13 protein-coding genes are annotated in these 13,233 nt (G+C 59.0%); 8 read left to right on the forward strand and 5 right to left on the reverse strand.

The window, feature by feature from the left end:
- Positions 1-3: 3 nt before the first annotated feature.
- The 3 genes from E4P32_RS09390 (at position 4) to E4P32_RS09400 (ending at position 2,596) form a co-directional block, all read left to right on the forward strand.
- The gene (locus E4P32_RS09390) at positions 4-279 is read left to right on the forward strand and encodes a hypothetical protein (RefSeq protein ID WP_116434444.1); all 276 of its coding nucleotides are present in this window, start codon (positions 4-6) and stop codon (positions 277-279) included.
- 330 nt (positions 280-609) lie between these two features.
- Positions 610-1,806, forward strand: coding sequence for an MFS transporter (locus E4P32_RS09395; protein ID WP_233526657.1), 1,197 nt, complete (start codon positions 610-612; stop codon positions 1,804-1,806).
- A gap of 109 nt (positions 1,807-1,915) precedes the next feature.
- Positions 1,916-2,596 carry a MarC family protein gene (locus tag E4P32_RS09400; protein WP_116434442.1) on the forward strand — a complete coding sequence of 227 codons (681 nt, stop codon included), beginning with the start codon at positions 1,916-1,918 and terminating at the stop codon, positions 2,594-2,596.
- A gap of 6 nt (positions 2,597-2,602) precedes the next feature.
- On the opposite strand, the gene E4P32_RS09405 is transcribed toward E4P32_RS09400, so the two are convergent.
- From E4P32_RS09405 to E4P32_RS09425, 5 genes are all read right to left on the reverse strand, one after another.
- A complete protein-coding gene (locus tag E4P32_RS09405; protein WP_116434441.1) occupies positions 2,603-3,217 on the reverse strand; it encodes an LON peptidase substrate-binding domain-containing protein in 615 nt (204 codons plus the stop codon).
- A 40-nt stretch (positions 3,218-3,257) separates the two neighbouring features.
- On the reverse strand, positions 3,258-4,820 hold the full coding sequence (locus tag E4P32_RS09410) for a SpoVR family protein (protein WP_116434440.1): 1,563 nt from the start codon (positions 4,818-4,820) through the stop codon (positions 3,258-3,260).
- On the reverse strand, positions 4,817-6,082 hold the full coding sequence (locus E4P32_RS09415) for a YeaH/YhbH family protein (protein ID WP_116434439.1): 1,266 nt from the start codon (positions 6,080-6,082) through the stop codon (positions 4,817-4,819). The genes E4P32_RS09410 and E4P32_RS09415 overlap by 4 nt, the downstream gene beginning before the upstream one ends.
- 153 nt (positions 6,083-6,235) lie before the next feature.
- On the reverse strand, positions 6,236-8,158 hold the full coding sequence (locus E4P32_RS09420) for a PrkA family serine protein kinase (RefSeq protein ID WP_116434438.1): 1,923 nt from the start codon (positions 8,156-8,158) through the stop codon (positions 6,236-6,238).
- Positions 8,159-8,378: 220 nt separating this feature from the next.
- A complete protein-coding gene (locus E4P32_RS09425) occupies positions 8,379-8,822 on the reverse strand; it encodes a hypothetical protein (protein WP_135008729.1) in 444 nt (147 codons plus the stop codon).
- Positions 8,823-9,171: 349 nt separating this feature from the next.
- Here E4P32_RS09425 and rpmH point away from each other — a divergent pair, with 349 nt between their 5' ends.
- The 5 genes from rpmH to mnmE all read left to right on the forward strand — a co-directional run bounded on the left by rpmH (position 9,172) and on the right by mnmE (position 13,192).
- A complete protein-coding gene (gene rpmH, locus E4P32_RS09430; RefSeq protein WP_116434436.1) occupies positions 9,172-9,306 on the forward strand; it encodes a 50S ribosomal protein L34 in 135 nt (44 codons plus the stop codon).
- A gap of 31 nt (positions 9,307-9,337) precedes the next feature.
- On the forward strand, positions 9,338-9,748 hold the full coding sequence (rnpA, locus tag E4P32_RS09435) for a ribonuclease P protein component (RefSeq protein WP_116434435.1): 411 nt from the start codon (positions 9,338-9,340) through the stop codon (positions 9,746-9,748).
- Positions 9,748-10,017 carry a membrane protein insertion efficiency factor YidD gene (gene yidD / locus E4P32_RS09440; RefSeq protein ID WP_083457568.1) on the forward strand — a complete coding sequence of 90 codons (270 nt, stop codon included), beginning with the start codon at positions 9,748-9,750 and terminating at the stop codon, positions 10,015-10,017. The genes rnpA and yidD overlap by 1 nt, the downstream gene beginning before the upstream one ends.
- 19 nt (positions 10,018-10,036) lie before the next feature.
- The gene (gene yidC, locus E4P32_RS09445; protein WP_116434434.1) at positions 10,037-11,680 is read left to right on the forward strand and encodes a membrane protein insertase YidC; all 1,644 of its coding nucleotides are present in this window, start codon (positions 10,037-10,039) and stop codon (positions 11,678-11,680) included.
- Between the two features lie 105 nt (positions 11,681-11,785).
- A complete protein-coding gene (mnmE, locus tag E4P32_RS09450) occupies positions 11,786-13,192 on the forward strand; it encodes a tRNA uridine-5-carboxymethylaminomethyl(34) synthesis GTPase MnmE (protein ID WP_116434654.1) in 1,407 nt (468 codons plus the stop codon).
- Positions 13,193-13,233: the final 41 nt, after the last annotated feature.

Here is a 13,233-nt window from a genome sequence, read left to right on the forward strand (position 1 = left end):
GCCATGATCGATTCCGCCGACAACGTCACCCACATGTTGCCCGTCACCGGGCCGATGCGCCTGAACTTCTTCACCGACCAGCCCGAGCTGGCGCGGCTGTTCGTCGCTGACCTGACCCAGGATTTGCTGGGCGACTGGATCGTCACGCAATGCTGGACCGGCAAACCGCAGGCGCGCGGCGGCGGTCGTGTGACCGTGGTCAATGACCAGGAAGCCGGCTTCCAGATGATCCGGAAGATCGCACAGAAGAAAGAAAAAGGCGGCTATCGCCTGGTCTGAGGTGGTCTTCGGATACGTGTCGACAGCTTGAAAACGGAGAGATTATTCTCTCCGTTTGCTTTTGCAGCATTGCTTTTTTGACCTCGTCTGCATGCCCGCGCGTCTCGTGTTAGGCTGTCCTCCGCTGTTAAATTGACGATAGTGTTGTTGCATTGACCATGCCGTCGCAAGTCAACAGCGGGAGACAAAAGACTATTCCTGAACGAGACGGAGAACCCGCGCGTGACTTCCACCCCTGCAGCACATTCCACTTCCACAAACGATCCAGAAAATCAATCCGGCGCCGATTCATCCTATGCGGTGGTGCGCCTGCTGATCACGCTGGTGCTGATGGTGATCGGCGCCAGCGGCATGTACGTGGTCGCCGTCGTGTTGCCGGCGGTGCAGGCGGAATTCGGCGTCGCGCGCGGCGTGGCGTCGATGCCCTACACCCTGTCGATGATCGGTTTCGGCATCGGCGGCATGCTGATGGGCAAGCTGGCCGACCGTTTCGGCGTGATGATTCCGTTGCTGGTCGGCGCGGTTTGTCTGGGCCTTGGCTTCATCCTGGCCGGCATGGCGCCCAACATCATCGTCTTCACGCTCGCGCATGGTTTGCTGATCGGCTTGTGCGGCAGCTCGGCGACCTTCTCGCCGCTGATCGCCGACACCTCGCTGTGGTTCGTGCGTCGGCGCGGGATTGCGGTAGCGGTGTGCGCCAGCGGCAACTATCTTGGCGGTGCAATCTGGCCGCCGATCGTGCAGCATTTCGTCGACACGGTTGGTTGGCGCCAGACTTATTTCGGCCTCGGTGTGGTGTGCTTCATCGTCATGGGCGGGCTGGCGCTGCTGATGCGTAAGCGTCCGCCGGTAGCGGTTGCGGCGGCTGCGCGCAACGGCGTCAGCCTGACCTCGGAGCGACCCTTCGGTCTGCCGATGGGCAAGGCGCAACTGTTGCTGTGCGTGGCCGGCATCGCCTGTTGCGTGGCGATGGCGATGCCGCAGGTGCATATCGTCGCCTACTGCGGCGACCTCGGTTACGGCGCCGCGCGCGGCGCGCAGATGCTGTCGCTGATGCTGGCGTGCGGCGTGGTGAGTCGGCTGGTGTCCGGATTGATCTGCGACCGCATCGGTGGCTTGCGCACGCTGATGCTCGGTTCGATGCTGCAGGGGATCGCCTTGCTGCTGTTCCTGCCGTTCGACGGACTGGCGTCGCTGTACGTCATCTCGGCCATGTTCGGGCTGTTCCAGGGCGGTATCGTGCCGTCCTACGCGATCATCGTGCGCGAATATTTCCCGGCCTCCGAAGCCGGCGGCCGGGTCGGCACCGTCATCATGTGCACCATGCTCGGGATGGCGCTGGGCGGCTGGATGTCGGGACAGATTTTCGACCTGACCGGCTCCTACCATGCCGCCTTCGTCAACGGCATCCTGTGGAACCTGCTCAACTTCAGCATCTGCATGTTCCTGCTGCGACGCACCTTGCGCAATAGAAAGAATAAAAACGACAACGGCGGCAGTGGCGGTTTGCAGACCGCCGGCGCCTGAAAGGCAAAGCCCCGGGAGCGTCGCCGGTTTGATTTGGCGGCGCTCCTGCATTACGCTACGGGGAATGCAGGCGACCGCCTGCTTTTCTCTTGCTCTCCCTGGGCCCCAGATGCTGATCATTTTCCTCAAAGCCGTGATATTGATCCCGGTGACGCTGTTGCCTATCCTGAATCCGCTCGGCATCGCCCCGGTGTTCGCCAACCTGCTTGGCGACGTGCCGCGCCAGATCGAAAACCGCGTGGCGCGCCAGGTGGCGATCAATTGCTGGTTCCTGCTGGTGGGGGCAATCTTCATCGGCTCGCACGTGCTGGCATTCTTCGGCATTTCGCTGCCGATCGTGCGTATCGGCGGCGGCATCCTGGTGGCAGTGTCGGGCTGGAAGTTGCTCAGCGACGGCGGCAACGACGCGGCGATTCCCAAGCAGGTGGCCAAGGCCTACGACGACGAATCGAACGAAGAATTGAAGGCGCGCAGCTTCTATCCGATCAGCTTCCCGCTCACCGTCGGTCCCGGCACGATTGCGGCGTCGATCACGCTCGGCGCGAATACGCCGGCGCGGTTGGTGGATTGGGTCATGTCGATCGGCAGCGCGGCGCTGGGCTCGGCGCTGACGGTGCTGGTGATTTACCTGTGCTACCGCTCGGCCAACAAGATCGTCAGCCTGCTCGGTCGTCTCGGCACCATGGTGGTGTTGCGGCTGTCAGCGTTCATCCTGCTGTGCATCGGCATCCAGATTTTTTGGTCGGGATTCACCGGTTTGCTGGTGGAGACGGGGATGTTGCCGCCGTAACAATGTTCAATGGAGCAGGCCGCGCTCGCCGAGCAGGTCCTGCACCAGTTCCAGCCGCAGCACGGGGTTGTCGAGCGCCAGCAGGCCTTGCTTCTGCTCCACGCTCATCGGCAGCATTTCGCTCCAGCGGTTGGCGACCCAGCCGCAATCGTCGAGGCGATAGGGGGCCGCCACCGGGATGTCGCTTTCCGGTATGGAATGGTTCTTCAGCGACGCCAGCAAATTCATCAGCGCGGTGACGGTGTTCTGCAACTCTTCGGGAATCGCAACGCTCTGATCGTTCTCGAGCGGCTCTACCTGCGCCATCCACAGCCCGTGCTTCAGCTGCTCCTTGGCGGCGATGCGGAAGCGCGACGTCCCGTTGCAAGAGATACGCAGCAATCCCTGCACCGGCGCCGACCACTCCTTGATATGCGCCAGCGTGCCGACCGGCACGAAGCTCTCGACCAGGCCGGGTTTGCGCACTTCGTTGCCGGCCGTCAGCGCGACCACACCGAACGAAGTGCCGTTGGCGATGCATTTGTTGATCATGTCCAGATAACGGACTTCGAAGATCTGCAAGGGCAGGCGGCCGTCCGGAAACAGCGCCGAGCCTAGCGGGAAAAGCGGGATGGTTTCCATATAGTGAGGTGATGCTTTGTAATTTCCTAAGAGCGCCGCTCTAAGTGCGCAAAACGTAACGATTGTCGCTGATGCACTCATAGCGCTGCACGATGTAGCCGTTGTCGTCGACGCTTTCCAGGTAGACGTCGAATTGCCACAGCCGCGCCATGTGGCGCAGGACTTCGTTGGTGCTGTCGCCCAGCGATCGGCCGTCGCTGCGGAAGTGGCGCAAGGTCAGGCTGCGGTTGCCGCGCGTGTTGACCGACCAGACCTGGATATTCGGTTCGCGGTGGTTGATGTCGTACTGCCGCGACAACGCCTGGCGCACGTACTGATAGCCGCTGTCGTTGTGGATGGCCGAGACTTCCAGCTCGCTGCGGCTTTCATCGTCGAGTACGGCGAACATGCGCATGTCGCGCATCAGCTTCGGTGACAGGTATTGCGCGACGAAGCTCTCGTCCTTGAAGTTGCGCATCACGTAGTGCAGTGTGTCCAGCCAGTTGCTGCCGGCCATGTCGGGAAACCATTGCTTGTCTTCGGCGGTCGGGTGTTCGCAGATGCGGCGGATATCGCTCATCATCGAGAAACCCAGCGCGTACGGATTGATGCCGTTGTAATACGGCTTGGTGATCGGCGGCTGGAACACCACGTTGCTGTGTGAATGCAGGAATTCCATCATGAAGCTGTCGGTCAGCTTGCCCTGGTCGTACATGGTGTTGAGCAGTGTGTAGTGCCAGAACGTGGCCCAGCCTTCATTCATGACCTGGGTCTGCCGCTGCGGATAAAAATACTGTCCGACCTTGCGTACGATGCGGATGACTTCGCGTTCCCACGACTCCAGCAGCGGCGCATTCTTTTCGGCGAAATACAGCAGGTTTTCTTGTGGTTCCGGTGGGAAGCGCTCATCCACCTGTGCCGCCGCGGTTTCCTTTTTCGCCGGCAGGGTGCGCCACAATTCGTTGACCTGGGATTGCGCATAGGCTTCGCGCTCACTCTGCTGCGCGCGTTCCTGCGCCAGCGACATGCGTTGCGGGCGTTTGTAGCGATCAACGCCGTAGTTCATCAGCGCGTGGCAGGAATCGAGAAGCTCTTCCACACGATCGAAGCCGTGGCGCTCTTCACATTCGGCGATGTAACCTTTGGCGTAGACCAGATAGTCGATGATGGCGCTGGCGTCGGTCCACAGCTGGAACAGGTAGTTGCCCTTGAAGAAGGAGTTGTGCCCATACGCCGCATGCGCCACCACCAGCGCCTGCATGGTCATGGTGTTCTCTTCCATCAGATACGCGATGCAAGGGTTGGAGTTGATCACGATCTCGTACGCCAGCCCCATCTGGCCGCGCTTGTAGTCGCGCTCGGTGGCGAGGAAATGCTTGCCGAACGACCAGTGGCGATAATTGACCGGCATGCCCGAGGAGGCATAGGCGTCCATCATCTGCTCGGCGGAAATGATTTCGAGCTGGATCGGATAGATATCCAGCTTGTAGCTCGCCGCCACCTTGGCGATTTCCTCGTTGTAGCGTTCGATCAGCTCGAAGCTCCAATCCGACGGGCAGGGCAGGGGATCATGTTTGGGCGGCGCAGTCGGCGGCACAGGCGGCGTGTTCAGTCGCGTATTCATGCATGGACCTGCTTTTCAAAAAGTTCGCGGAAGACCGGGTAGATCTCGGACGAGGACTGCACCTTCTTCATCGCAAAGTGCGGATGCTCGTGCAGCAGCTGCGTATATTCCGTCCACAGGTTCTGTTCCGGCTCGGCCACCTGGATATAGGCGAAGTAACGGCACATCGGCAGAATCGCTTCCTCCAGGATGCTGCGGCATTTCGGCGAGTCGTCGTTCCAGTTGTCGCCGTCGGAGGCCTGGGCGCCGTAGATGTTCCATTCGCTCGACGGATAGCGTGTCCTGATGATGTCCTGCATCAGTTCCAGCGCGCTGGAGACCACCGTGCCACCGCTTTCCTGCGAGTGGAAGAAGGTCTCTTCATCGACTTCATCGGCGCGCGTGTGATGGCGGATGAAGACCACTTCGATGTGTTCGTAATTGCGCGTCAAAAATAGATACAAGAGGATGAAGAAGCGCTTCGACAAATCCTTGCGCTGCTCGTCCATCGACCCGGATACGTCCATCACGCAAAACATTACGGCGCGGCTCGACGGCTGCGGCTGGCGCACGCGGTTGACGTAGCGCAGGTCGAACGGATCGATGAAGGGGATGCGCCAGATGCGGCCCTTGAGATGATGGATCTCTTCTTCCAGCAACAGGATTTCCGGGCGCCGGTCGTCTGGATCCTTCTTGAGGTCGCACAATTGTTCTTCCAGCTCGCGCAGCTTGGCAGTCAGCGGCCCGCCCAGCGCGATGCGCCGACCCAGCGAGCTGCGCAGTGAACGCACGATGTCGATGTTGGCGGGCGAACCGTCGACCGAATAGCCGGCGCGCATGTTCTTCCAGTTGGGGATTGACATCAGGTTGGTCTGGATCAGGCGCGGCAACTCCAGGTCTTCGAAGAAATACTGCATGAATTCTTCGCGCGACAACTCGAAGGTGAACTCGTCCTGGCTCTCGCCTTCATTGCTGGCGGTGCTGCCGCCATCGCCGGAACCGCCGCTGCGACGCGGGATGCGGTCACCCTGCAGATAATCCTGATTGCCGGGATGCACGATCTCACGCTTGCCGCCGCGGCCGTGGTGGAAGGCCGGTTCGGAAATATCCTTGCGCGGAATGGTGATGCTTTTCGAACTTTCGATGTCCTTGATGCTGCGATCCCTTACTGCTTCGGTAACGGAACGCCGGATATCGCTGCGAAAGCGCCTGAGGAAACGCTCCCGGTTGGCGATGCTTTTATTCTTGCCAGCTAGCCTACGGTCGATGATCTGGTGGAGCAAGTGCTTCTCCCGCTAGTGGGGACCTGCTTTGGATCTCGCTGCGAGCCCTTGATCCGACACCGGCTGTTGGTCTCGCGCTTGGATCGAAAACAGGTCCAAAGACGGGTTGCTATTCATTGACGCGTTCTGTCATCGGCAACCCGCTTCCCTGGTTCAAGAGGATTTGCGTACGCGCAAATACCATTCGCACAGCAAGCGCACCTGCTTCGGCGTGTAACCCTTGCTGACCATGCGATTGACGAAGTCTTCGTGTTTCTGCATCTCTTCGGTCGAACCCTTGGCGTTGAAGGAAATCACCGGCAACAGATCCTCGGTGTTGGAGAACATCTTCTTCTCGATCACCACGCGCAGCTTTTCGTAACTGGTCCACAGCGGGTTCTTGCCGCCGTTGTTGACGCGTGCACGCAGCACGAAGTTGACGATCTCGTTGCGGAAGTCTTTCGGATTGCTGATGCCGGCCGGCTTCTCGATCTTTTCCAGCTCTGCGTTCAGGGAGGCGCGGTCGAAGCTCTCGCCGGTGTCGTGATCGCGGAATTCCTGATCCTGGATCCAGAAGTCGGCATAGGTGACGTAGCGGTCGAACACGTTCTGGCCGTATTCCGAATACGACTCCAGATAGGCGGTCTGGATTTCCTTGCCGATGAACTCTGCATAGCGCGAGGCCAGCGTGTCCTTGACGAAGGACAGGTATTTTTGCTCCTGCTCTGGCGGGAACTGCTCGCGCTCGATCTGCTGCTCCAAGATGTACATCAGGTGCACCGGATTGGCCGCGATCTCGGTGGTGTCGAAGTTGAACACGCGCGACAGGATCTTGAACGCGAAACGTGTCGAGATGCCGGTCATGCCTTCGTCAACGCCGGCGTAATCGCGGTATTCCTGATACGACTTGGCTTTGGGATCGGTGTCTTTGAGATTCTCGCCGTCATACACCTGCATCTTGGAAATCAGGCTGGAGTTTTCCGGCTCGCCCAGACGGGTGAGGATGGAGAACTGCGCCATCATCTTCAGCGTACCCGGCGCGCAAATGGCCTTGGCCAGCGAGGAGGTGCGCAGCAGCTTCTCGTAGATGCGGATTTCTTCCGACACGCGCAGGCAGTACGGCACCTTGACGATATAGATACGATCAAGCAGCGCTTCGTTGTTCTTGTTGTTGCGGAAGGCCTTCCACTCCGATTCGTTGGAGTGGGCCAGGATGACGCCGTCGAACGGAATCGCGCCGAAGCCTTCGGTGCCCTTGAAGTTGCCTTCCTGGGTTGCCGTCAGCAGCGGATGCAGCACCTTGATCGGCGCCTTGAACATTTCGACGAACTCCAGCAGGCCCTGGTTCGACAGGCACAGCCCGCCGGAATAGCTATAGGCGTCGGCATCGTCCTGCGAGTATTGCTCGAGCTTGCGGATGTCGACCTTGCCGACCAGCGTGGAAATGTCCTGATTGTTTTCGTCGCCCGGCTCGGTCTTGGAAATCGCGATCTGGCGCAGGATCGACGGATAGCGCTTGACCACGCGGAACTGGCGGATGTCGCCGTTGAATTCATGCAGGCGCTTGACGGCCCACGGGCTCAGGATGGATTTGAGGTAGCGGCGCGGGATGCCGAACTGCTCTTCGAGGATCTGTCCGTCTTCTTCGTAATCGAACAGGCCGAACGGCGATTCATTGACCGGCGAACCTTTGATCGAATAGAAGGGGATGTGCTCCATGAGCTGTTTGAGGCGCTCGGCGATCGACGACTTGCCGCCGCCGACCGGGCCCAGCAGATACAGGATCTGCTTCTTTTCTTCCAGGCCTTGCGAGGCATGGCGGAAATAGGCGACCACCTGTTCAATCACTTCTTCCGCGCCGTAGAATTCCTTGAAGGCGGGATAGACCTTGATCACCTTGTTGGCGAACAGGCGCGACAAGCGGGGGTCTTCGCGTGTGTCGACTTTCTCAGGTTCGCCGATCGCCATCAGCATGCGTTCTGCGGCCGATGCGTACACAGCCGGATCGTTCTTGCAAAGACTCAGATACTCTTCAAGCGAAAATTCTTCTTCTCTGGTTTTGTCAAAGCGACTCGCAAAGCTGCTGTAGATATCCATACCACCTCCGTAACTTCAATGAGACAACAAATTGAATACGTGCGTTATGTTTTTAGAGTTATCGACCGCGGTTTCCTGAGCGTCAGCTCCTGACCACTTTCAGCAGGCTTTACGATCATGCGCGGCATTGAAATTTTCAATGCGTTCGCCATGCGTTTTGCAACGCAGTGAAGCTGCACGCGTCCTTATGAACTTGGACCGGAAAACAAAATTTTCGTTTTTATTCTATTCCTTTTTTTCTGAAGTCATTGTGCTGCTTTTGTTTCAGCGTACTGCTAAATGATTTTCCCGTAGTCGAAAACAACTGCCGTTTTCGGAGCCAGCTTTTCGATATGCAAAAGCATCGAAATTGTGCGCCGTAGTTTTTGCTATTCCCCTGTTCATTAAATGGTTGAGCGTCATCTGCGGTTGACCTTGTTACGTAATTCAGGCGTGCGGCCTTGCAAGCGAATCGGGGCAGGCTTTGCGCGCTTGTCGGATGAGGTCGGCGGACATCGCCCGGCGCGCATTTTTTAGCATCGAAAACCGTCGCAAGAGGCAGTGCAAGTTTGATGCCGGGAAATACCCCATCGACAGGATGGAAATAGGAGCCGATGCGGTATCGGCCAAAATGGCGCCGAAATCTTTTTTCAATTGCATGCCTGAAACGTTGCTTTTTTACCATGTGACCACTTCGCAACGCCTAACTCGATAGCTTTCCAGCAAGCTTTGCGATCTTTTTGATAGATGGCCTCGATGAACTTGCTGGGGAAAACGCCCCCGACCCCGTCCCGAGGGCGTTCGCAAGCCATCTGCCGAGAAAGCCCGGAGTAGATAAGTCATTGACAAACAAGTGAAAAATGCAGTCTAATTCAGGGTTCACCATCCGTTGAATTGCGTTCGTGCTGTGGCCTTGCGGTTTCGGCTCTTAAATGCCTCTCTGATCTACAAGAAGAGGCACGCGCAGAAAACAGAAATTCCGCGGAGATTCCGATGTATTTTTGCCGATTATTGATTAAGTAAGCGAGTCCAACATGAAACGTACCTACCAACCTTCCGTCGTGCGTCGCAAGCGTACCCATGGTTTCCGTGCCCGTATGGCAACCCGTGGTGGCCGCGCTGTCATCAACGCACGCCGCTCAAAAGGCCGCAAGCGTCTGGCTGCTTGATACATAGCCGGCGCAGAGCACTGCTGTTTGTGTGACAGGCGATCGTTCCTATCTCTACTCACGCGATCAGCGAATCGTTAAAACGGATGAGTTTTCATCCGTTTTTCGTTTGCGACCGGTGTATCGGACTGCCCATTTCGTCCTGTACGCGCGCAACAACGACCTGCCGCTAGCGCGTCTGGGTGTCGTCGCCGCCAAACGCATGGCGCCGCGCGCGGTCACCCGGAACACGATCAAGCGCGTTACCCGCGAATTGTTCCGGCAAACGGCATTGGCATTGCCCCAGATAGATTGCATCGTGCGTTTGTCGAAACCGGTCAACAGCAAGAGCGGACCGGCGACCAACGCCAGACTCAAAGCGGAATTGCGCGACGAGTTGTCACAGTTGTTTGCATTTTTGCTGAACGCGACCGCGTTTGCCAGGAAGCCGGAAAATACGTGATGAAAACGCCTTTACTCCTGCTGTTACGCGCCTACAAGCTGGGAGTCAGCCCTTATCTCGGGCAGAATTGCCGTTTTTATCCCAGCTGTTCCGACTACGCCGCCGAAGCCATCCGCCTCCACGGCGCATGGAAGGGCAGCGTCTTGGCCGGCAAGCGCCTGTGCAAATGCCATCCCTGGCATCCCGGCGGACTCGATCCGGTACCTGAGTCCTCCACATCAGATTCCTCCTCTCCCACTGTTGCCGCTGGCGGCTGCAGCCACTCCTGATTTATTGGTCAATACTCTTATGGATATCAAACGTACCGTCCTGTGGGTTGTCTTCTCGTTTTCCCTGCTGCTGCTCTGGGATAGCTGGCAACGTCATAACGGCAAGCCGTCGATGTTTTTCCCGACGACGACCCAAGAGGCGACTCCGGCTGCCGCCGGCGCTGACCCGTCCAAGTCTTCCGTGCCGCAAGCTGCAGGCACGACTGCAGGTGCAGCCGACGTTGCAGGCGGCTTGCCTGCCGCCAAGGGTGAGACCATCACCATCACGACCGACGTCGTCAAAGCCGACATCGATACCGTCGGCGGCGAGCTCAAGCGTCTGGAACTGCTGAAACACCGCGACACCGTCGACCCGACCAAGAACCTGGTCCTGTTCGATTCGAGCGCCGGCCACACCTATCTGGCTGAATCCGGCCTGATCGGCGGCCCGTTCCCGACCCACAAGTCGATCTTCACCGCCAAGCCGGGCGCACGCGCGCTGGACAACGGCAACGAAGTCCAACTGGTGCTGGAAGCGCAGGAAAACGGCGTCAAGCTGACCAAGACCTACACCTTCAAGCGCGGCGACTATTCGATCGACCTGAAGCACACCGTCACCAATGACAGCGCCGCAGCGATCAATCCTTCGCTGTACCTGCAACTGGTGCGCGACGGCAACAAGCCGGGCGGCGAATCGCACTTCTACAGCACCTTTACCGGTCCTGCCGTGTACACCGATACCGACAAATTCCAGAAGCTGACCTTCGAGAAGATCGAAGAAGGCAAGGAACAGCACGCCAACAAGGCCGACAACGGCTGGATCGCGCTGGTGCAGCACTATTTCGTGTCGGCCATCATTCCGCCTGAAAAAGCGCAGCGCGACATCTTCACCAAGAAGATCGGCACCAACCTGTACGCCGTCGGCAACATCCTGCCGCTGGGCGCGGTTGCTCCGGGCGCCAGCGTCACCATGGACGCGCGCCTGTACTCCGGTCCGCAAGAATCGTCCGTGCTGGAAAAGACCACACCGGGCCTGGAACTGGTCAAGGACTATGGCTGGCTGACCATCATCGCCAAGCCGATCTTCTGGCTGATGATCCATATCCATGCCTACGTCGGCAACTGGGGCTGGACCATCATCCTGCTGACCATGCTGATCAAGGCGGTGTTCTTCCCACTGTCGGCCGCCAGCTATCGCAGCATGGCCAAGATGAAGGCCGTCACGCCGAAGATGACCGCGATCCGCGAGCGTCACAAGGGTGATCCGCAGGCGATGAACCGCGAAATGATGTCGCTGTACAAGACCGAGAAGATCAATCCGCTGGGTGGCTGTCTGCCGATCGTGATCCAGATCCCGGTGTTCATTTCGCTGTACTGGGTGCTGCTGGCCAGCGTCGAAATGCGCGGCGCGCCATGGCTGGGCTGGATCCACGATCTGACCGCACCTGACCCGTTCTACATCTTGCCGGTGCTGATGGCGGTGTCGATGTTCATCCAGACCAAGCTCAACCCGACTCCTCCGGATCCGGTGCAGGCCAAGGTCATGATGTTCATGCCTATCGTGTTCTCGGTGATGTTCTTCTTCTTCCCGTCCGGCCTCGTGCTGTACTGGGTCGTGAACAACGTCCTGTCGATCACGCAGCAATGGGTCATCACCAGAAAGATGCAGACAGGCAAGGCTTAACGACCTGCTTGTAAGTCACTTGTTAGTCGAAAAAGCCCGTGGCATGATTTTCACGGGCTTTTTTTTCGTCCCTGTTTTCCTATTTTTTGAAAAGTAGTGCGCATCATGACTCTCGATACTTCTCCCATCGCCGCGATCGCCACCGCCCCCGGACGCGGTGGCATCGGCGTGGTCCGTCTCTCCGGTAAAAATCTGTGGCCGGTGGTGCAGGCCATCTGCGGCAAGGATGAAAGCACGCTGGCGCCACGCCACGCCAGCTACCTGCCGTTCAAACGTGCCGACGGCAGCCTGATCGACCAGGGCCTGGCGATCTACTTCAAGGCGCCGCATTCCTATACCGGCGAAGATGTGCTGGAGCTGCAAGGCCACGGCGGCCCGGTGGTCATGCAAATGCTGCTGGCGCGCTGCCTTGAAGCGGGCATCGACATCGGCCTGCGCCTGGCCGAACCGGGTGAGTTCACCCAGCGCGCCTTCCTCAACGACAAGCTCGACCTGGCGCAGGCCGAAGCGGTCGCCGACCTGATCGAAGCATCGACGGAGGCAGCCGCCAAGTCGGCCTCGGAATCGCTGTCGGGCGCGTTCTCCAAAGTCATCCACGATCTGGTGAACAAAGTCACCAACCTGCGCATGCTGGTCGAGGCAACGCTGGATTTCCCGGAAGAAGAAATCGACTTCCTTGAGCAATCCGACGCGCGCGGCCAGCTCGCGGCAATCCGCGCCACGCTCGACGACGTCTTCATGCACGCCTCGCAAGGCGCGCTGCTGCGCGACGGCCTCAACGTCGTCCTGGCCGGCAAGCCCAACGTCGGCAAGTCGTCGCTGCTGAATGTCCTGGCCGGCTCCGACGTCGCCATCGTCACGCCGATTGCCGGCACCACGCGCGACAAGGTCACCGAGACCATCCAGATCGAAGGCATGCCGCTCAACATCATCGACACAGCCGGCATACGCGAAGCCGATGAAGATGGCAGCGGTCCCGACGAAGTCGAGCGCATCGGCATCGAACGCACCTGGGGTGAAGTCGCCAAGGCCGACGTCATCCTGCACATGCTCGACGCCGACCGCGGTCCGACACTGGAAGATGAAAAGATCACCGAGCGTTTCCCCGACGGCGTGCCGGTCATCCGCATCTGGAACAAGATCGACCGCTCCGGCCACAAGCCGGCAGTCGACAAGATGACGGACGCCACGCACATTTATCTGTCGGCCACCGATCAGGTCGGCATCGACCTGCTGCGCGGCGAGTTGCTGCGCATCGCCGGCTGGCAGCAGACTGTGGAATCACGCTACCTCGCGCGTGAACGCCACCTGATCGCCCTGAAGGCGGCGCGCGACTATCTGGAAAGCGCCGCCATGCACGCCTCGGTCGACAACCAGGCCAGCGACAAGTCATTGGATTTGTTCGCGGAAGAATTGCGCCTGGCGCAGGAGCGTTTAAGCAGCATCACCGGCAAGTTCACGCCGGACGATTTGCTCGGTGTGATCTTCTCGCGTTTCTGTATCGGGAAGTAACCGGAAACGACCTGCGGAGAAGTATGCGAACACAATCCTGT

The sequence above is a fragment of the Herbaspirillum sp. 3R11 genome, from assembly GCF_004563925.1.
Classification (GTDB): domain Bacteria; phylum Pseudomonadota; class Gammaproteobacteria; order Burkholderiales; family Burkholderiaceae_D; genus Herbaspirillum.

Bases quoted from the DNA above. Each gene is read 5' to 3' on its own strand.
- E4P32_RS09390 (WP_116434444.1), top strand. From the start codon at position 4: ATGATCGATTCCGCCGACAACGTCACCCACATGTTGCCCGTCACCGGG.
- E4P32_RS09395 (WP_233526657.1), top strand. From the start codon at position 610: ATGGTGATCGGCGCCAGCGGCATGTACGTGGTCGCCGTCGTGTTGCCG.
- E4P32_RS09400 (WP_116434442.1), top strand. From the start codon at position 1,916: ATGCTGATCATTTTCCTCAAAGCCGTGATATTGATCCCGGTGACGCTG.
- E4P32_RS09405 (WP_116434441.1), bottom strand. From the start codon at position 3,217: ATGGAAACCATCCCGCTTTTCCCGCTAGGCTCGGCGCTGTTTCCGGAC.
- E4P32_RS09410 (WP_116434440.1), bottom strand. From the start codon at position 4,820: ATGAATACGCGACTGAACACGCCGCCTGTGCCGCCGACTGCGCCGCCC.
- E4P32_RS09420 (WP_116434438.1), bottom strand. From the start codon at position 8,158: ATGGATATCTACAGCAGCTTTGCGAGTCGCTTTGACAAAACCAGAGAA.
- E4P32_RS09425 (WP_135008729.1), bottom strand. From the start codon at position 8,822: ATGGTAAAAAAGCAACGTTTCAGGCATGCAATTGAAAAAAGATTTCGG.
- rpmH (WP_116434436.1), top strand. From the start codon at position 9,172: ATGAAACGTACCTACCAACCTTCCGTCGTGCGTCGCAAGCGTACCCAT.
- yidD (WP_083457568.1), top strand. From the start codon at position 9,748: ATGAAAACGCCTTTACTCCTGCTGTTACGCGCCTACAAGCTGGGAGTC.
- yidC (WP_116434434.1), top strand. From the start codon at position 10,037: ATGGATATCAAACGTACCGTCCTGTGGGTTGTCTTCTCGTTTTCCCTG.
- mnmE (WP_116434654.1), top strand. From the start codon at position 11,786: ATGACTCTCGATACTTCTCCCATCGCCGCGATCGCCACCGCCCCCGGA.